Source organism: Variovorax brevis, assembly GCF_030317105.1.
In the GTDB taxonomy this organism is placed as follows: Bacteria; Pseudomonadota; Gammaproteobacteria; order Burkholderiales; family Burkholderiaceae_C; genus Variovorax; species Variovorax brevis.
The window spans coordinates 346,315-366,069 of the sequence record NZ_JASZYG010000008.1; the positions used below are offsets into that span (position 1 = coordinate 346,315).

Annotated in this window: 14 protein-coding genes; 11 read left to right on the plus strand and 3 right to left on the minus strand. The window is 66.7% G+C overall.

Going from position 1 to position 19,755, the window contains the following annotated elements; genetic code table 11:
• Nucleotides 1–58: 58 nt before the first annotated feature.
• The 3 genes from glgX to QTI66_RS25485 all read right to left on the minus strand — a co-directional run bounded on the left by glgX (nt 59) and on the right by QTI66_RS25485 (nt 5,947).
• Complete coding sequence (glgX, locus tag QTI66_RS25475) at nt 59–2,104, minus strand: glycogen debranching protein GlgX (protein ID WP_286562860.1); 2,046 nt, start codon at nt 2,102–2,104, stop codon at nt 59–61.
• 73 nt (nt 2,105–2,177) lie between these two features.
• Nucleotides 2,178–4,337, minus strand: a complete 2,160-nt coding sequence (glgB, locus tag QTI66_RS25480; RefSeq protein ID WP_286562861.1) for a 1,4-alpha-glucan branching protein GlgB — start codon at nt 4,335–4,337, stop codon at nt 2,178–2,180.
• A complete protein-coding gene (locus QTI66_RS25485) occupies nt 4,337–5,947 on the minus strand; it encodes an alpha-glucosidase (RefSeq protein ID WP_286562862.1) in 1,611 nt (536 codons plus the stop codon). Before QTI66_RS25485 ends, glgB begins: the two co-directional genes overlap by 1 nt.
• Nucleotides 5,948–6,061: 114 nt before the next feature.
• Here QTI66_RS25485 and leuS point away from each other — a divergent pair, with 114 nt between their 5' ends.
• From leuS to QTI66_RS25540, 11 genes are all read left to right on the plus strand, one after another.
• Nucleotides 6,062–8,701 carry a leucine--tRNA ligase gene (gene leuS, locus QTI66_RS25490; RefSeq protein WP_286562863.1) on the plus strand — a complete coding sequence of 880 codons (2,640 nt, stop codon included), beginning with the start codon at nt 6,062–6,064 and terminating at the stop codon, nt 8,699–8,701.
• A 5-nt stretch (nt 8,702–8,706) separates the two neighbouring features.
• Nucleotides 8,707–9,228: an LPS-assembly lipoprotein LptE gene (locus QTI66_RS25495; protein WP_286562864.1), complete on the plus strand. Its 522-nt coding sequence runs from the start codon at nt 8,707–8,709 to the stop codon at nt 9,226–9,228.
• A 9-nt stretch (nt 9,229–9,237) separates the two neighbouring features.
• A complete protein-coding gene (locus QTI66_RS25500; protein WP_286562865.1) occupies nt 9,238–9,711 on the plus strand; it encodes an Lrp/AsnC family transcriptional regulator in 474 nt (157 codons plus the stop codon).
• A gap of 370 nt (nt 9,712–10,081) precedes the next feature.
• The gene (locus tag QTI66_RS25505; RefSeq protein WP_286562866.1) at nt 10,082–11,179 is read left to right on the plus strand and encodes a porin; all 1,098 of its coding nucleotides are present in this window, start codon (nt 10,082–10,084) and stop codon (nt 11,177–11,179) included.
• Between the two features lie 51 nt (nt 11,180–11,230).
• On the plus strand, nt 11,231–12,682 hold the full coding sequence (locus tag QTI66_RS25510; protein ID WP_286562867.1) for an APC family permease: 1,452 nt from the start codon (nt 11,231–11,233) through the stop codon (nt 12,680–12,682).
• The gene (locus tag QTI66_RS25515) at nt 12,679–13,557 is read left to right on the plus strand and encodes a universal stress protein (RefSeq protein WP_286562868.1); all 879 of its coding nucleotides are present in this window, start codon (nt 12,679–12,681) and stop codon (nt 13,555–13,557) included. The genes QTI66_RS25510 and QTI66_RS25515 overlap by 4 nt, the downstream gene beginning before the upstream one ends.
• Before the next feature lie 142 nt (nt 13,558–13,699).
• Nucleotides 13,700–15,139, plus strand: coding sequence for an APC family permease (locus QTI66_RS25520; protein ID WP_286562869.1), 1,440 nt, complete (start codon nt 13,700–13,702; stop codon nt 15,137–15,139).
• A gap of 140 nt (nt 15,140–15,279) precedes the next feature.
• Nucleotides 15,280–16,332: an ornithine cyclodeaminase gene (gene ocd, locus QTI66_RS25525; protein WP_286562870.1), complete on the plus strand. Its 1,053-nt coding sequence runs from the start codon at nt 15,280–15,282 to the stop codon at nt 16,330–16,332.
• A gap of 13 nt (nt 16,333–16,345) precedes the next feature.
• Nucleotides 16,346–17,260, plus strand: a complete 915-nt coding sequence (locus QTI66_RS25530) for an arginase (protein ID WP_286562871.1) — start codon at nt 16,346–16,348, stop codon at nt 17,258–17,260.
• A 55-nt stretch (nt 17,261–17,315) separates the two neighbouring features.
• On the plus strand, nt 17,316–18,389 hold the full coding sequence (gene holA, locus QTI66_RS25535) for a DNA polymerase III subunit delta (protein WP_286562872.1): 1,074 nt from the start codon (nt 17,316–17,318) through the stop codon (nt 18,387–18,389).
• Between the two features lie 49 nt (nt 18,390–18,438).
• Entirely contained in the window at nt 18,439–19,728 is a 1,290-nt protein-coding gene (locus QTI66_RS25540; protein ID WP_286562873.1) for a glutamate-5-semialdehyde dehydrogenase, read from the plus strand.
• The last annotated feature ends 27 nt before the right edge of the window (nt 19,729–19,755 follow it).

The following is a 19,755-nucleotide window of genomic DNA, read 5'->3' on the forward strand; positions in this document are numbered from 1 at the left end:
TTTGCCTCCGGTTGATTTTCCCGGCGATCAGCCTAGCACCCCGCGAGCCGCTTGGCTCCTATGTTTTTGCAATCCAGAGGCTTGCGGGCGGCAGGCGCCAGCTTGTGCCGGGGGCTGCACCGGTGGATTCGCTGGTTTCGTCGACGTGGCTCGCCAGGCGGCGCGTCCATTGGCCGGGGGGCAGGTTGAAGTCCAGGGCGCGGTCTTCCGCATTGACCAGCACCAGCCATCGGGTGGCCGGCGCCGGTGCGTCGAACAGGATGGCCATGGCGTGCCGGTCGCCGCGTTCCCAGTCTTCGGTCGTCATCGTGCGGCCTTCTGGTGCCAGCCAGCGCAGGGCCGGCGCATCAGTGGCTGGCGATGCGGGCCACCACTTCGCACTTCGAAGCGGCGCGGCTTCGCGGCGCAGCGCGAGCACGTCCGCCACAAAAGTGGTGAGGCTGGCATCGGCTTTCGCCCACGCCAGCCAGGTGATGTCGTTGTCCTGGCAATAGGCGTTGTTGTTGCCGCGCTGGCTGTGGCCGAGCTCGTCGCCCGCCAGCAGCATGGGCGTGCCTTGCGACAGCAGCAGGGCCGCCAGCAGCACGCGCTGGAAGCGGCTGCGCTTGGCAAGCACCTCGGCATCGTCGGTCTCGCCCTCGACACCGAAGTTGCGGCTGAGGTTGTGGCTGTGGCCGTCGCGGCCCTGCTCGCCGTTGGCGAAGTTGTGGCGCTCGTTGTAGCTCACCAGGTCGCGCAGGGTGAAGCCGTCGTGCGCGGTGATGAAGTTGACGCTGGCGGTCGGCGCGCGGCCGTGGCGACGGAAGTCATCGCTGGACGCGGTGAACCGGTTCGCGAATTCGCCGATGCCCACGCTCCGGTGCAGCCAGAAGCCGCGTTGCGTGTCGCGAAAGCGGTCGTTCCATTCGAGCCAGCCCGGTGGAAACTCGCCCAGGCGGTAGCCACCGGGGCCGATGTCCCACGGTTCGGCGATGAACAGGGCGCGGGCGAGGGTCGGGTCTTGCGCCATGGCCGTCAGCAGCGGTGCGTGCGGATCGAAATCGCCGCCCGCCCGGCGGGCCAGGATGGGGGCCAGGTCGAAGCGGAAGCCATCGACGCCGAGTTCGTCGACCCAATGGCGCAAGCTGTCCATCACCAGTTGCACCACGCGGGGCTCGGCCAGGTTCAGGCAGTTGCCGCAGCCCGTCCAGTTCTGATAGAGCGCGGGGTCGTCGGGGCGCAGGTGGTAGTAGAGCGCGTTGTCGATGCCGCGCAGGCTCAGCGTCGGCCCGAGTTCGTCGGTCTCGGCGCTATGGTTGAAGACGACGTCGATCACCAGTTCCATGCCCCGTGCATGCACCGCATCGGCCAGCGCGCGGAACTCGCTGGCGGGCGTGGTGCCCGCGCGGCCGCTCCAGTAACGTGATTCGGGCGCGAACCAGCCAATGGGGCTGTAGCCCCAGTAGTTGCGAAGGCCCATGTTGAGCAGGCGGACTTCGTCGGCACGCTGCTGGACCGGCATCAGGCTGAGGGTGGTGACGCCAACGCGCTGCAGGTGGTCGAGCACGGCGGGCTCGGCAAGGCCCGCGAAAGTGCCGCGCAACGCGGGCGGCACGTCGGGGTGCAGTTGGGTGTGGCCGCCGACGTGGAGTTCGTACAGAACCCTGTGGCTGGGGTCGATGCGCGGGCGCGCATGGCCGGCGGACGGCAGCGCGGCGGTGACGCGTGCCTTGAGGGCGACGGAGGCGTTGTCGCGCGGATCGCGGCGTTCCGGGTTCGAGGGGTCGTGGCCGAGGAAGAGGTCTTCGCCCTGGTATTCGCCGACGATCTCCTTGGCGTAAGGGTCGAGCAGGACCTTCGATGAATTGAATCGCTGGCCTTCATGTGGCGACCAGGGGCCGTGGACGCGCCAGCCGTAGACAAGGCCGGGCCGCGCACTTGGGAGCCGGCCGTGCCAGACGCCATTCGTGCATTGGGGAAGCTTGATGCGTTGCTGTTCGTGGGCGCCGGTGGGGTCGAAGATGCAGAGTTCGACTGCGGTGGCAGTGGGCGCAGCGAGCGCGAAGTTGACGCCGTCGGGACCGCAGGTGGCGCCCAAGGGGAATGGATTGCCGTCGCTCAGCATGGTGGGAACGATTGGCCGTGTTGAGGTCAGGCGCCGGCCGGCTCGCCCTTTCGAAGAGACAACCGCCGAGCCCTCACGCCAGCGTCCACATCACGGTTGCAAGCGGCGGCACCGTCATCACGAGCGACTGCTCCCATCCGTGCGAACTCACCGCCTCACTCTCCACCACGCCATTGCCCACACCGCTTCCCCCGTAGACCGGGTTGTCCGTGTTGATGATCTCCCGGTACGACCCGACAGAAGGAACCCCCAGCCGGTAACCCTGTCGCACCACCGGCGTGAAGTTGCACACCGCCACGACGAAGCTACCGTCCCGCGCCCGCCGGACGAAAGCGAACACCGACTGCGCCGAGTCGTTGTGGCTGATCCACTCGAAGCCATCGGGTTCGCAGTCCAGGTCATGCAAGGCGGGAAAGTGGCTGTACACCTTGTTCAGGTCGCGCACCAGGCGCTGCATGCCTTGGTGCGCAGCATCCGCAAGCAAGTGCCAGTCCAGGCTGCGGTCGGCGTTCCATTCGGCGTATTGGGCGAACTCGCAGCCCATGAAGAGCAGCTTCTTGCCCGGATAAGCCCACAAGTAGCCGTACAGGTTGCGCAGCCCCGCGAACTTCTGCCAGGTGTCGCCGGGCATCCGCCCGATCATCGAGCCCTTGCCGTGCACCACTTCGTCGTGCGAGAAGGGCAGCACGAAGTTCTCGCTGAAGGCGTACATCAGGCCAAAGGTGATCTGCTGATGGTGGTGCTGGCGGTACACCGGATTCAGGCCCGCGTAGGCCAGCGTGTCGTTCATCCACCCCATGTTCCACTTGTAGTGAAAGCCCAGTCCGTTGTGCTCGGGCGGACGCGTCACGCCGGGGAAACTGGTGGACTCTTCGGCGAGGGTCACCGCGCCGGGCCGCTCGACGCCCACCACGCGGTTCATGCGCTGCAAAAACTCGATGGCCTCCAGGTTCTCGCGCCCGCCCTTCGCATTGGGCACCCACTCGCCGGCGCGGCGGCTGTAGTCGCGGTAGAGCATCGAGGCGACCGCGTCGACCCGCAAGCCATCGACCCCGTAGCGCTCCAGCCAGTACAGCGCGTTGCCCACCAGATAGTTGCGCACCTCCGTGCGCGCAAAGTTGAAGATCAGCGTCTGCCAATCATTGTGGAAGCCTTCGCGCGGGTCGGCGTATTCATAGAGCGCGGTGCCGTCGAAGTTGCCCAGCCCGTGCGCGTCGGTCGGAAAGTGGGCGGGCACCCAGTCCAGGATCACGCCGAGCCCGGCGTCATGCGCGGCTTCGACAAAGGCGCGAAAGTCGCTGGCGGTGCCGAAGCGCGAGGTCGGCGCATACAGGCCGATGGGTTGATAACCCCACGAGCCGTCGAACGGATGCTCGCTGACAGGCAGCAGCTCGATGTGCGTGAAGCCCATGTCGCGCGCATAGGGCACCAGCGACTCCGCCAATTCGCGATAAGTCAGCCACTCATGGCCGTTCTTGCGTCGCCAGGAGCCAAGGTGCACTTCGTAGATGCTGATCGGCGCATGGCGCCCGTTGGCCTGCGCGCGCTCGGCCGGCACCTTGGCCGGCGGCGGCAGCGGCTGCACGACGTTGGCCGTCTCCGGGCGCAGCTTGGCGGCGAAACCAAAGGGATCGGCCTTGCGCAGCACCTCGCCGCGGGACGAAAGGATCTCGTACTCGTAGGCATCGCCGACCGCGAGGTGCGGCGCGAAGATTTCCCAGACGCCGCACTCGCGGCGAAAGCGCATCATGTGACGGCGCCCGTCCCACTGGTTGAAGTCGCCGACGACGGAGACGCGTCGGGCGTTCGGCGCCCAGACGGCGAAGGCGACGCCGTGGACGCCTTCCATCTCGCGCAGATGGGCGCCCAGCCGTTCGAAGGGCCGCAAGTGCGTGCCTTCCGCCAGCAACCAGACATCTGTTTGGCCCAGCACGGGCGGAAAGCGGTACGGGTCTTCCAGCACTGTCTTGTGCGTGCCCCAGTCGACCTCGAAGCGGTAGTTGAGTTGCTCGTCCGTCGAAGCGATGTGTGCCTCCAGCAGGTCGGATTCACCCTGCCGCGTCAATTCGCCCAGCGATGTGCCCGAACCGGCGTCCACCACGGTCACCGACCTGGCGCCCGGCATCAGCGCGCGGATCCAGAAGCCCGCCTTGTCGCGGTGCGGACCCAGCACGGCAAAGGGGTCGCCATGTTCAGCGCGCATCAAGGCGCGGACTTCGGCATCAGGCAGCATCAAGGCTCTCCCATGAACACGCCCCAGGGCGGCAACGCGAGAACGTTGCCTTCGCATCTTGCGCCGCCGAAGGGTGTGTCCGCCAGTGGCTCGAGCATCTGCGGCAGTTTCAGCGACACCGCCTCGCCGGACAGGTTGAACACCGCCTGCAGGGAGGCGTTGCCATCGCGGCGCTCGAACCACAGCAGCGGCTCGGGCGAGTCCAGGAATTCCATGTCGCCCAGGCGCAGCAAAGGCTGGCCGCGGCGCCAGCGCAGCAGGGCGCGGCTGTAGTTCAGCATCGAGCCGGGGTCGCTGGACTGGGCGTCGATGGCCAGCGGCAGGTGTGCCGGCGATACCGGCAGCCACGGCGTGCCGGTGGTGAAGCCGCCGTGGGGCGCGTCGGCACGCCAGGCCATGGGCGTGCGGCATCCGTCGCGGCCCTTGAATTCAGGCCAGAAGGCGCGGCCGTAGGGGTCTTGCAGCAGTTCGAAGGGCACGTCAGCTTCGGGAAATCCGAGCTCCTCGCCCTGGTACACGCTGGCGCTGCCGCGCAGCGACAGCAGCAAGGTCAGCCACATGCGATTGCGGCGGGCATCGGCCGGGCCGCCGTCGTTCCAGCGCGTCGCCACGCGCGCCACGTCGTGGTTGGAGACCGCCCAGCAGCCCCATCCCTGCGTCTTGGCCAGCGCGCTGTCCAGCGCCTCGACTTCCTTGCGGATGAGCGCACCGCTGTGGTCGGCCGTGAGCAAGGCAAAGCTGTAGGCCAGGTGCAAGCGCTTGCCCATCTCGGTGTATTGCGCCATGACGGGCGGCGCGTCCTCGTCGCCGACCTCGCCCAAGGCGGCCGCGCCGTACTGATCCAGCAACTGGCGCAGCTTTTCCAGGAATCCGAGGTTCTCCTGCTGGCTCTTGTCGTACAGGTGCTCCTGCATGGCATAGGGGTTGTCCGCCCGCACCGTGCTGACGTGGCCGCCGCGCGTCGGAGGGTTGTCCCGCAACAACGCATCGTGAAACTGGTGGTTACAGGCGTCGAATCGAAACCCGTCCACACCGCGTTCGCACCAAAAGCGGACTTCGCCCAACAGGGCCTGCTGCACCGCTTCGGAGTGGAAGTTGAGGTCGGGCTGCTCCGCCAGGAAGCTGTGCAGGTAGTACTGGCGCCGTCGCGAATCCCACTGCCAGGCCGAGCCGCCGAAGACCGAAAGCCAGTTGGTGGGCGGCGTGCCGTCGGGCTTGGGGTCCGCCCAGACATACCAGTCCGCCTTGGAGTTGTCCCGGCTGGCCCGGCTCTCCGCGAACCACGCGTGTTGGTCCGAGGTGTGCGACAAGACCTGGTCGATGATGATCCTGATGCCGAGTTGGTGCGCTTTAGCGAGCATGGCGTCGAAGTCGGCCAGGGTGCCGAAAATGGGGTCGACGGCACGATAGTCGGCCACGTCGTAGCCAAAATCCTTCATCGGGGAGCGGAAAAAGGGCGACACCCAGATCGCATCCGCCCCCAGTTCGGCCACGTGCTCCAGCTTCGACGTGATGCCCGGCAGGTCCCCGATCCCGTCCCCGTTGCTGTCCATGAAGCTGCGCGGGTAGATCTGATAGATCACTGCGCCGCGCCACCAGTTATTGTTCATGCGCACCTTTCTGGTTCGAAAACATTGTGGCACGCGAGAAGTGGGCCATTGCCCAAGCCGCGATAATCCACCCTTCCCCGGCCGTTCTGGCGCCGGGAGCCTGTTTCAAGCTCAATGAATCCCAGCTACAAACCCGCCGACGTCGAGTCCGCCGCCCAGGCCCAGTGGACGGCAGCCGATGCCTACCGCGTGACCGAGGACGCGAGTCGCAAGAAGTACTACGCCTGTTCCATGCTGCCCTACCCCAGCGGCAAGCTGCACATGGGCCACGTGCGCAACTACACCATCAACGACATGCTCACGCGCTACCTGCGCATGAGCGGCTACAACGTGCTCATGCCCATGGGCTGGGACGCGTTCGGCCTGCCCGCCGAGAACGCCGCCCTGAAAAATGGCGTGCCCCCGCATGCGTGGACGATGGAAAACATCGCCTACATGAAGAGCCAGCTCCAGGCCATGGGCCTGGCGATCGACTGGAGCCGCGAAGTCGCCACCTGCGATCCCACGTACTACAAGTGGAACCAGTGGCTGTTCCTGAAGATGCTCGAAAAGGGCATCGCCTACCGCAAGACGCAGGTCGTCAACTGGGATCCGGTCGACCAGACCGTGCTCGCCAACGAGCAGGTCATCGACGGCAAGGGCTGGCGCACCGGCGCGCCGGTCGAGCGCCGCGAGATCCCCGGCTACTACCTGAAGATCAGCGACTACGCCGAGGAACTGCTCGAGCACACGCAGCACAAGCTCCCGGGCTGGCCCGAGCGCGTGCGGCTGATGCAGGAAAACTGGATCGGCAAGAGCGAAGGCGTGCGCTTTGCGTTCACCCACGAGATCCGCGACGACAAGGGCGCGCTGATCCAGGACGGCCGCATGTACGTGTTCACCACGCGTGCCGACACCATCATGGGCGTGACCTTCTGCGCCGTGGCGCCCGAGCATCCGCTTGCCGTGCATGCCGCGAAGACGAACGCCAAGGTCGCCGCCTTCATCGAGGAATGCAAGGCCGGCGGCACGACCGAGGCCGAACTCGCCACGCAGGAGAAGAAGGGCGTGCCCACGGGCCTGACCGTCACGCACCCCATCACCGACGAGCAAGTGCCGGTGTGGGTCGGCAACTACGTGCTCATGAGCTACGGCGACGGCGCCGTGATGGGCGTGCCGGCGCACGATGAGCGCGACTTCGCCTTTGCCAACAAGTACGGCATCGAGATCATCCAGGTCGTGCTGGTCGACGACGAGCCGCACTTCGACTATCACAAGTGGCAGGACTGGTACGCCGACAAGGAACGCGGCGTCACCATCAACTCCGACAACTTCAGTGGCATGAGCTACAAGGAGGCGGTCAAGGCCGTCGCCCACGCGCTCGAAGTCAAGAAGCTGGGCGCCTCGCAGACCACTTGGCGCCTGCGCGACTGGGGCGTGAGCCGCCAGCGCTACTGGGGCACGCCGATCCCTATCATTCATTGCGACGAGCACGGCGCCGTGCCGGTCCCCGAAAAAGACCTGCCGGTGGTGCTGCCCACCGACTGCGTGCCCGACGGCTCCGGCAACCCGCTCATCAAGCATGAAGGCTTCCACGCCGGCGTGGCCTGCCCGGTGTGCGGCCGCCCCGCGCGCCGCGAGACCGACACGATGGACACCTTCGTGGACAGCGCGTGGTACTTCATGCGCTACTGCGATCCCAAGAGCGACAAGAGCATGGTGGCCGAGGGCGCGAAGTACTGGATGCCGATGGATCAGTACATCGGCGGCATCGAGCACGCCATCCTGCACTTGCTGTACGCGCGCTTCTGGACCAAGGTCATGCGCGACCTCGGCCTGGTGAAGATCGACGAGCCCTTCAGCAAGCTGCTCACGCAGGGCATGGTGCTCAACCACATCTACTACACGCGCAACGAGAAGGGCGGCAAGGACTATCACCCGCCGTCGGAAGTCACGCCCAAGCTGGATGCGCAAGGCCGCATCGTCGGCGGCACCACCGCGGACGGCACCGAAGTCGAATACGGTGGCGTCGGCAAGATGGGCAAGAGCGAGCGCAACGGCGTCGACCCGCAAGACCTGATCGAGAAATACGGCGCCGACACCGCGCGCCTGTACACCATGTTCACCGCGCCGCCCGAGGCCACGCTGGAGTGGAACGACGCCGCGGTGGAAGGCTCGTCGCGCTTCCTGCGCCGCGTGTGGAACTTCGGCGTCACGCTGCACGAGCAGGGCGCAGTGGCGGACGACGGCAAGGGCCCGGCGCCGGTCTTTGGCAAGGACGCCAAGGCCCTGCGCCATGAAGTGCACACCGTGCTGCGCCAGATCGACTACGACTACCAGCGCATGCAATACAACACGGTGGTGTCGGGTGCGATGAAGCTGCTCAACGCGCTGGAAAGTTTCAAGGTCAACGACGCCGGCGACAAGGCTGCCGTGCGCGAAGGCTTCGGCATCCTGCTGCGTTGCCTGTACCCAGCCACGCCGCACATCAGCCATCAGCTGTGGCAACAGCTCGGCTACGACAAGGCCTACGGCGACCTGCTGGATGCACCTTGGCCTGCAGTCGATGCCCGCGCGCTGGAGCAGGACGAGATCGAACTCATGCTGCAAGTCAACGGCAAGCTGCGCGGTGCGATCCTCGTTCCCGCAGGCGCTTCCAAGCAGGAGATCGAGAAAATCGCATTGGCAAGCGAAGCCTTCGTGAAGCACGCCGAAGGTGCGAGCGCCAAGCGCGTGATCGTGGTGCCGGGTCGCCTCGTCAACGTGGTGATCTGAGCCTCATGCGCACGCCCACATCGACCTCGCGCCGCGGCTTCGTGGGCGCGCTCGGGGCCGGCGCGGCGGCGCTGGCCGTGACCGCCTGCGGCTTCAAGCTGCGGCAGGCGCCGATCTTTGCATTCCAGACCATTGCCCTGCCCGCCGCCCCGACCGCCTACCTGAGCCAGTTGCGCCGCGCGATCAACGTGACGGGCAGCCTCACGGCCGTGCCGCCCGAGCAGAACGCGACGGCCCAGGTGGTCTTCGAGGTGCTGGGCGAAGCACGCGACACCACCATCATCTCGTCGGACGCAGCCGGCCAGGTGCGGGAAATGCAGCTGAACTACAGGGTGCGCTTCCGGCTGCGCACGCAGGACGGCAGGGAACTGATCGGGCCTTCCGAAATGGCGCAGTCGCGTGACATCTCCTACAACGAGACGGCCGCGCTCGCCAAGGAAAGCGAATCGAACCTGCTGTACCGCGACATGACGGCCGACATCGTGCAGCAGACGCTGCGCCGACTGAGCGCCGTCAAGTCGCTGTGATCCCGGACCATGGAGTCACTCGACCGCATTGACCGCCTCCTGCTCGAAAAGCTGCAGGCTGACGGGCGGCAAAGCGCGCAGGCGCTGTCCGAGGCCGTTCACCTCTCGGCACGCGCCACGCTCAATCGCGTGCGCCGGCTGGAAGAGCAGGGCGTCATCGAGGGCTATCGCGCACAGATCAGCCGCGCTGCCATCGGCGAGCACGTCGCGGTGTTTGCCGAAGTGACCCTCAAGGACCAGCGCCAGGCCACGGTGCAGCGCTTCGAGCGTCATGTCACGTCGTGCCGCGAAGTGGTGGCCTGCTGGCTGCTGAGCGGTCGCTACGACTACCTGCTTCGCCTGGGTTGCCGCGACCTCACGCACTACCGCAACCTGACGAACGCCTGGATCGACGACGTGGGCCTGGGCATCGACCGCATCGTCACCAGCACCGAGTTGCAGACGGTCAAGGAATTCACCGGCTTTCCGATTTCGCGTCCCTGAAGCACCAGAAGCCACTTCCGAATCGGACGCTTCGGGCCGCCTGAACGGCCGCCGACGACGCGTGCACGGGCCGCGACGGCCATTACCGCCAAGTGCGTTGGCTAGAATTCGGACGCGGCCCAACCAGTGGCTGCCGCGTCACAAGAGCCGGATCAGGGAGAAACGGCGCGCGGCACCCGATTGCGGTCGTCAGGGAGACAACATGCACCGCACAACGTGTCGCAAAGTACGACATGAAGCCACTTGCGCGCCCCGTCGGCCGCACCACCCGCCACTTGCGCATCCATGCGCATGCCAACGGCTGCCAATGGCAGACGGCTGGCAGGGCGCCTGCCTTTCCATTTCCGAACGCTGCGTCCGATAGTCCGCGATGAAAGCACTTCATCTGGGGCTTGGCGCCCTGGCTGCGCTATGCGCGGCTGAAACTGCGCTCGCGCAATCGAGCGTGACCGTGTTCGGCGTCGTCGACACGACGATCCAGCACATTCGTAGCAGCAGCGGGTCCGTGTCCCGTCTGGGAACGGGCGGCATCAACGGCAGCCGCCTGGGCTTCAAAGGCACCGAAGACCTCGGCGGCGGGCTGGCGGCCGGCTTCCATCTCGAAGCAGGTCTCAACACCGATACCGGCGAAGGCCGCCCCACCAGCAACGACAACGTCAGCGAGACCGATTCACTCGGCATGGCCTTCAACCGCCGTGCCACGGTCAGCCTGCTCGGTTCGCTCGGCGAGGTGCGGCTCGGCCGCGACTACACGCCCGTCTCGGACAACCACACCGATTTCGACGTGTTCGGCAACTCGGGCGTGGGCGACTCCAGCCTGCTCACGCAGTCGCTGGCGATCGGCCTGGCGGGTGGTGTGGGCGTGCGCACGGACGTGCGCGCTTCCAATGCAGTCGTGTACGTCCTGCCGCCCGACCTGGGCGGGATCTGGGGCTATGCCATGTATGCGTTGGGCGAAACGCTCGTTGGCGATCCGAGGGGTTATCGCCGCGGCGACGGCAGCTATCGCGGCGCGCGCATCGGCTACGACAACGGCTCGCTGAACGCGGCGCTGGCCTATGGCGTCAACCAGCTCTCGTCGCAAGGCGACCTGGACAACCTCCACTTCGGCGCGACGTACAAGTGGGGCGACGCCCAGCTCTTCGGCCAACTGAGCCGTGAGCGGACCACGGTCGATGGCGTGTCCTACACCAACGATGCCGCAGCCCTGGGCGTGCAGTACGCGCTGGATGCGCAGCTCTTCAAGGCGCAAGTGGTGCGCAACCGCATCCGCCGCGCCGGCATCGAGCCCATGGGCGCCACCATGTTCGCGCTGGGCTACCAGTACGACCTGTCCAAGCGCACTGCGCTCCAGGCCGTCATCTCGCACATCCGCAACGACGCGCAAAGCTCCTTCGACCTGGGCTTGCCCACCTGGGCGGGTTCGAGCGTGTCAGGCGTGCAGGCGGGCATCCGCCACAGCTTCTGAGATCTGGCCAAGAACAACCAAAGGGAGACATGTATGGGATTGATCCATCGAATGATGCAAACCAAGGCCATCGATTCAGGCGGGAGCTCCGGACATGGCGGACTCGCGCCATCGTTCGGGCTGTTCTCGCTGACGATGCTGGGCGTGGGCGCCACCATCGGCACGGGTATTTTCTTCGTGATGGCGGAGGCGGTGCCCAAGGCGGGGCCGGCGGTCTTGCTGTCCTTCCTGCTCGCGGGATTCACTGCGGGGCTCACGGCGGTTTGCTACGCAGAACTCGCCGCCTCGATTCCCGCCACGGGCTCTTCGTATTCCTACGCCTACGCGGCGCTGGGAGAGTTCCCGGCCTTCATAGTCGCGGCCTGCGTGGTGCTGGAGTACGGGCTGGCGGCCAGCGCGGTGGCCATCGGATGGTCGGGCTATCTCAATAACTTCCTCACGAATCTCTTCGGGATCCAGATACCGGAGGCATTGCGAAGTCCCATGTTCGTGTCCGGAGAGAACGGCCTGGAGATCCATGCGGGGCACTTCAACCTGCCGCCGATGATCCTCGTCACGATGTGCGGCTTGCTGCTGATGCGCGGCGCCAAGGAGTCGGCCACGGCGAATGCCGTCATGGTCACGATCAAGTTGTGCGTGCTCGTCTTCTTCGCGGCCATCGCCTTCAGCGCCTTCAAGACGTCCCACTTCGAACCCTTCTTCAACGAGTCGGGCATGAAGGGCGTGGCCGCTGCGGCAGGCACCGTGTTCTTCTCGTTCATCGGGCTCGACGCAATTGCCACGGCGGGCGCCGAGGTGCGCAATCCCAAGCGCAACATCCCGCTGGGCATCGTGATGGCCCTGCTCGTGGTGTGCGCGGGCTACTCGATGGTGGCCATCGCGGCCCTGGGTGCCCAGCGTGCCGAGGCCTTTGCGCACCAGGACGCCGGATTGGCCGTGATCCTGCAGCAAGTCTCTGGCCACGCCTGGCCGGCGATCGTGCTGTCCGCTGGCGCGGTGATTTCAGTCTTCAGCGTGACGCTGGTGTCCCTCTACGGCCAGACCCGCATCCTGTTCGCCATCAGCATGGACGGATTGATTCCCCAATCCTTCCGCGAGGTGAACCCGCGGACCCTGGCGCCGGTGAAGAACATCATCTACGTCTGCATCGTGGTGGCGATCATCGCGGGCACGGTCCACTCCGCCTATCTGTGGGACATGGTCAGCATGGGCACGCTGGTCGCATTCATCGCGGTGTCGCTGAGCGTGCCCATCCATCGGGCGCGCCAGAAGGGCGTGAAAGCCGAAGGCTTCCGCCTGCCCTTCGGCCCCTACCTGATCCCGGGCCTGAGCATCGCGGCTTGCCTGTACATCATCAAGGACCTGTCGGCGGCCACCTTCACCGTCTTCTTCATCTGGATGGCGCTGGCGTTGGTGGCCTATTTCACCTACGGCATCCGTCACTCGAAGCTGCCGCGTGAATCGGTGCAACTGCCGGTGAACCAAGGAAGGAAACAAGCATGAAAGTCTGCATCGTCGGATACACGCAGGACTCGGGTGGCCACGAAGCGCTGGCACTGGCGCGCACCATGGCCGGGCGCGGCAACATGGCCGTGATCGTGTGCGTGGTCACGCCCGAAACCTGGGGCCACACATCGCTGGGCGTTGACCAGGACTATGGACGTTTCCTGGAAGACCACGCGACGGAGTTGCTCAATGAAGCGCGCACGCTGATGGGCGAAACGCCCCACGTGCGCTACGAGCGCATTGCCGCCCCATCGGCCAGCGAGGGCCTGACGCAGGCGGCTGAGCGCGAGCGCGCCGACTTGATCGTGCTGGGCTGCACGGCGAGCGGCAACGCGGTCGGGCGCCTCTTCCTGGGCAGCGTCACCGACGAGATCCTGCACTCCTCCGCAAGGCCGGTGGCCATTGCGCCGCCAGGCTACACGGCGACCGCGGCCCTGACGCGCCTCACGGCAGGCTTCTCGGGCAGCGAGTCGGCACGCAGCACGGTCCTGCATGCCCTGGGCATGGCTGGGACCATGGGCGTGCCGCTGCGGCTGGCCAGCTTTGCGGTGCGCGACCGCAGCGCCTTCGCCTCGCGCGTCGGGCCGGAGGCGGAGCAGGCGATGCTCGACCGGCAAACCGCGCATGCGCAAAGCGCGCTCGATGCCGTGCGATCGCAAATCTCGGTGACGGGCTACCCGGTGGAAACCGCCATCGGCGTCGGGCTGAACTGGGACGACGCGCTGACGGCCATCTCCTGGCAGGAGGGCGACCTGATGCTGCTCGGTTCGAGCCGCCTGGGCGCGCTGCAACGCGTGTTCCTGGGTTCGAACGCCGCCAAGATCGTCCGGGCATCGACGGTGCCGGTGATCATCGTTCCCCGGCAGGGCTAAGCCCGGTTCTCTCCGGGAACCCGCCACGGGTTCCAACGCGACCCCCGCGAGCCTCGGCGCGCGGGGGTCGCGCGCTTGGGGCGTTCAGGCGATGATCCGCCGCCCGCGCGAAATCGCCGGGCCCACAAGAAAAGGGGCAGGCATGGCGTTGATCGACCGTATGTTGCGCACCAAGGGCGATGAGGAAGGCGCGGGTGCCGACCCCGCGCATGGCGGCCTCGCGCCTTCGTTCGGCCTGTTCTCGCTGACGATGCTCGGCGTGGGCGCGACCATCGGCACCGGCATCTTCTTCGTGATGACGGAGGCCGTGCCCAAGGCCGGGCCGGCAGTGTTGCTGTCCTTCCTGGTGGCCGGGCTCACGGCGGGCCTGACGGCCGTTTGCTACGCGGAACTCGCCGCCTCGATTCCGGCTGCGGGCTCATCCTATTCATACACCTACGTGGCGCTGGGCGAATTTGCGGCGTTCATGGTGGCCGCGTGCGTGATGCTGGAGTACGGCCTCGCGGCCAGCGCCACGGCAATCGGATGGTCGGGGTATCTCAACAACTTCCTGGTCAATCTGCTGGGCGTGCAGATACCCGAGGCCTTGCGAAGCCCGGTGTTCGTGCGCGGCGCGGACGGCCTCGAAATCCACGCCGGGCAATTCAACCTGCCGCCCGTGGTGCTGGTTGCGTTGTGCGGGCTGCTGCTGGTGCGGGGCGCCAGCGAATCGGCCAAGGTGAATGCGGTCATGGTCTTGATCAAGGTGGCCGTGCTGGTGTTTTTCTCGGCCATTGCATGGAGCGCCTTCGATGCAAGGAACTTGCAGCCCTTCTTCAACGAGGCGGGCATGAAGGGCGTCGCGGCAGCAGCGGGCACCGTGTTCTTCTCGTTCATCGGGCTGGACGCGCTCTCCACCGGCGCCGGCGAGGTGCGCAACCCCAAGCGCAACGTACCGCTGGGAATCCTGCTGGCGCTGCTGGTGGTCTGCGCGGTCTACCTCACGGTGGCAGTGGCTGCGCTGGGCGCCCAGCGGGCCCAGGACTTCGCGCATCAGGACGCGGGGCTCGCGGTGATCCTCCAGAACGTGACCGGCCAGGCTTGGCCCGCCGTCGTGCTGTCCGCCGGCGCGGTGATCTCGGTCTTCAGCGTGACGCTCGTGTGCATCTACGGGCAAACGCGCGTGCTGTTCGCGATCAGCTTCGACGGACTCATCCCCGCGTCTTTCAGCCGCTTGAGCCAGCGCACGGCGACGCCGGTCAACAGCATCGTCTACGTGTGCCTGGCCGTGGCGCCGATTGCCGGCACCGTCGATCCAGGCTACCTGTGGGACATGGTGAGCATGGGCACCCTGGTCGCATTCATGGCGGTGTCGGCCAGCGTGCCGGTGCATCGTGCGCGGCAGGGCGGCGCGCTGCACCACGGCTTTCGGCTGCCCTTGGGCCCCTGGTTGATTCCCGGACTGAGCATTGCGGCCTGCCTCTACATCGTCAAGGACCTCTCCAGCGCCACCTTCACGGTGTTCTTCATCTGGATGGTGGTCGCGGTGTTGATCTACTTCGCGTACGGCATCCGGCACTCAGCACTCGCCCGCCAGGCCTGACCAGCCACTTCCGATTCGGAAGTGCGTGTTCCTCCGAACATCCTTTTCGGGTGCCCCGCCACCGTGCAACGTCCTTTGTGGAGGAGCCGTCAAACCTAGACTTCCTTTACGGCCGCAGTGGCCCCGCAAAGGAGAGAACAATGACCCGTTATGTCGACATCCATGACATGAAGCACCTGATCCAGCAACTGGGTGTCCAACGCATGTGCCGCGAGATGGAGGCGTGCATTCGCGAAGACTTCCTGCGCTGGGAAGATTTCCAGAAGAGCGCGCGCACGGCGAACCATTCCACGGGCGGCGTGATCGAGCTGATGCCGGTGTCGGATCAAAAGCTCTACGCCTTCAAGTACGTCAACGGCCACCCAGGCAACCCGAGCGTGAAGATGTCCACCGTGATGGCCTTCGGCGTGCTCGCCGATGTGGCGACCGGCTATCCAATGCTGCTCAGCGAGCTCACGATGACCACCGCGCTGCGCACGGCAGCCACCTCGGTGATGGCTGCCGCCGCGCTCGCCCGGCCGGATTCGCGCTCGATGGCGCTCATCGGCAACGGCGCGCAGTCCGAGTTCCAGGCGCTCGCCTTCATGGACCGCCTGAACATCCGCGAACTGCGCCTGTTCGACGTCGATCCCCACGCCACCGACAAGCTCATGCGCAACCTCACGCCGCAGATCCGCAGTGGCGCGCTGCAGGTGCGTCGCTGCGCCAGCGTTCACGAGGCGGTGCGCGGCGCCGACATCGTCACGACGGTGACGGCCGACAAGACCTACGCGACCATCCTCACGGCCGACCTGCTCGAGCCCGGCATGCACCTCAACGCCGTCGGCGGCGACTGCCCCGGCAAGACGGAACTGGAAGCCGAGATTCTTCGCCGCGCCAAGGTCTTCGTCGAATACGAGCCGCAAACGCGCGTCGAAGGCGACCTGCAGCAGATGCCGGCCGACTTCGCCGTGACCGCGCTGTGGGAAGTGCTGGCAGGCCGCGTCGCAGGACGCGAGAGCGCGCAACAGGTCACGCTCTTCGATTCCGTCGGCTTTGCGCTGGAAGACCTCTCGGCCTTGCGCTACGTGCATCGGCTCGCCCTGGCCCACGGCGTGGGCAGCGACATCGACCTGGTGCCCTCGATGGACGATCCCAAGGACCTGTTCGGCTATTCCCTGCAATGTGCGCAACCCGTGCGCAAGGCCGCCTGAGGAGTCACCCGCCATGCAACACCAAGCCCTCGCCCTGATCGGCGCCGAAGTCGGTGAAGGCGCCAGCGACAGCGGCTGCAAATGGGGCGCGCAGGTGCTGCGCGAGCGCGGCCTGGCCGAGCACCTCGACGCGCCCGGTCGCGACGCACGCTGGGTGAAGATGGTGTGCGCGCGGCCGGAAGAGGAGGCGCAAGCACGCATGGAATCGGTCGGCCAGTTCAGCATCGAGCTGGCGCAAGTCGTGCAGCATCAACTGCAGCGCGGCACGCAGCCTGTGGTGGTGGGCGGCGACCATTCGTGCGCGGTCGGCACTTGGAGCGCCGTGGCGCAAGTGTGGCGCGAGCGTGGCGACATCGGGCTCATCTGGGTCGATGCGCACCTGGACGCGCACACCCCGGCAACATCGGACAGCCTGGCGCCGCACGGCATGCCCGTGGCGGCCCTGCTGGGCCACGGCGTGCCGGGGCTCACCGAGCTGTACGGTTGGGCGGGCAAGGTCAAGCCAGGCAATCTCGTGATCATCGGTGCGCGCAGTTTCGAGTCTGGCGAGCAGGCGCTGCTCGATCGCCTTGGCGTGCGCGTGATGTACATGCCCGAAGTCGATCGGCGCGGCTTCGAAGCCTGTTTCGACGAAGCGCTTGCGCTGGTGCGCCGCCATACGGTGGCCTGGGGCCTGAGCTTCGACCTGGACGCACTCGACCCGGCCGATGCGCCCGGAACGGGAACGCCCGTGGATGCCGGCATCGCCTTGGCGGACGCTGCGCACGCCATGCGTGGCTGTGCGCTGGAGGTCGACTGCGTGGCCATCGAGCTGACCGAATACAACCCGGTGCACGACGTGGAGGGCCGCACGGCGCAGTCCGCGTTCGCGTTGCTCTCATCCATCACCGCCCTTCCCGTGTTGGCAGAACAGCGCCTGGTCGCCTGACGCCATTGGCGCGGCCCCAGGGGGGACGTGTCCGGAGTCTCCTAAACTCCGGGTCATGGAACTAGCCCCGAACCGGCTCGCGACGCACCTGAAAGAGGGGCTCAAGCCGCTGTACACGATCCACGGCGACGAGCCGCTGCTGGCGCAGGAGATGGCCGACGCCATCCGCGCAGCCGCGCGCGTCCAGGGTTACACGGAGCGCAGCTCGTACACCGTGGCGGGCGCCCATTTCGACTGGGGCGGCGTGCTCGCGGCGGGCGGCTCGCTCAGCCTGTTCGCCGACAAGCAGATCGTGGAAGTGCGCATTCCCTCGGGCAAGCCCGGAAAGGACGGCAGCGTCGCGCTGCAGCAGCTGGCGCAGTCGGCCGTGGGCAACGACAGCACGCTCACGCTCGTGATGCTGCCGCGCCTGGACAAGATGACGCGCACCGGCGCGTGGTTCAGCGCCCTGGCGTCGCACGGAGTCACCCTCCAGGTCGATCCGGTCGAGCGCGGCGCCCTGCCGCAATGGATCGCGCAACGGCTGGGCCTGCAGGGCCAGCGGGTGATGGGCGGCGAGGAGGGTCAACGCACGCTGCAGTTCTTTGCCGACCGCGTCGAAGGCAACCTGCTGGCCGCGCACCAGGAAATCCAGAAACTCGCGCTGCTGTACCCGGCGGGTGAGCTCTCTTTCGACCAGGTCGAAGGCGCGGTCAACAACGTGGCGCGTTACGACGTCTTCAAGCTCTCCGAAGCCGTGCTGGGCGGCAATCCGCAGCGCGTGGCGCGCATGCTCGACGGCCTGCGGGCCGAGGGCGAGGCCGAAGTGCTGGTGCACTACACGCTGGCCGAGGACATCCGGGCACTCAAACGCGTGAGGGACGCCATGGATGCCGGGCGTCCGCTGCCGATGGCGCTGCGCGAAAACCGCGTATGGGGCCCGAAGGAGCGCGCCTTCGAGCGCGTGCTTCCGCGCATCGACGGTCGCGCGCTCACGCGCCTGCTGCGCGCCGCGCACCGGGTCGACGGCATCGTCAAGGGGCTCAAGCAGCCCGACTGGCCGGCGGACAACTGGCAAGCGCTCCAGCGGCTGGCGCTGATGCTCTGCCGGCTCTGCATGACGGACGCCCCCGCCCCCCGACGCGCCTGAAAAGGACCGGCGGCAGCCGGGTCGTGGCGGGAGTGGGAAAATACCTTCCATGAACGCCTTCAACGTCGACGAACACATGCAAGCCTTGGGCGCGCAGGCCAAGACGGCCTCCGCCCTGATGGCGCGCGCCGATGCCGCCACCAAGAACCGTGCCCTGAAAGCCCTGGCGCGCCGCCTGCGCGATGCGGGCCCGGAACTGGCGCAAGCCAATGCCCGCGACATCGAGCGCGCCACGGCGGCCGGCTTGTCCGCTCCGATGGTCGACCGCCTCAAGCTCACGCCCAAGGTGCTCGCCACCGTCGCGGAAGGCTGCGAGCAACTGGCCGCAATGCCCGACGTCATCGGCGACATCATCGGACTGCGCCAGCAACCCAGCGGCATCCGCGTCGGCCAGATGCGCGTGCCCATCGGCGTGTTCGGCATGATCTTCGAGAGCCGGCCCAACGTGACCATCGAGGCGGCGAGCCTCGCCATCAAGAGCGGCAACGCGGCCATCCTGCGCGGCGGCTCGGAGGCCATCGAGTCGAACAAGGCGCTGGCGCAACTGGTGGGCGCATCGCTGGAAGAAGCCGGCCTGCCGGTCGATGCGGTGCAGCTCGTGCAGACCACCGACCGCGAAGCCGTCGGCCGCCTGATCGCCATGCCGCAATACGTGGACGTCATCATCCCGCGCGGCGGCAAAGGCCTGATCGAGCGCATCAGCCGGGACGCCAAGGTGCCGGTCATCAAGCACCTGGACGGCAACTGCCATGTCTTCGTGGACGACAGCGCGGACATCGCCATGGCCGTGAAGGTGGTCGACAACGCCAAGACGCAGAAGTACAGCCCCTGCAACGCAGCCGAAGGCCTGCTGGTCGCGCGTTCGGTCGCTCCAAGCTTCCTGCCGAAGATCGCCGCGATCTTCGCGGCCAAGGGCGTGGAGATGCGCTGCGACGCCGACGCCGCCGCGATCCTGCGCGCCGACGCCACGCTGGCCGGCGCCCGCGTCGCGGATGCCGTCGAATCCGACTGGTCCGAGGAATACCTGGCCGCCGTGATCAGCATCAAGGTGGTGGAAGGCGTGGACGAAGCCATCGCCCACATCAACCACTATTCGAGCCACCACACCGACGCGATCATCACGCGCGACCACGTCAACGCCCAGCGCTTCTTGCGCGAAGTCGATTCGGCCAGCGTGATGGTGAATGCCAGCACGCGCTTTGCAGACGGCTTCGAGTTCGGTCTGGGCGCGGAGATCGGCATCAGCACCGACAAATTCCACGCGCGCGGCCCGGTGGGCATCGAAGGATTGACCTCGCTGAAGTACGTCGTTCTCGGCCAAGGCGAAGTCCGCAGTTGAGGCATCCTCCGGGAGGCGTATAAAGCG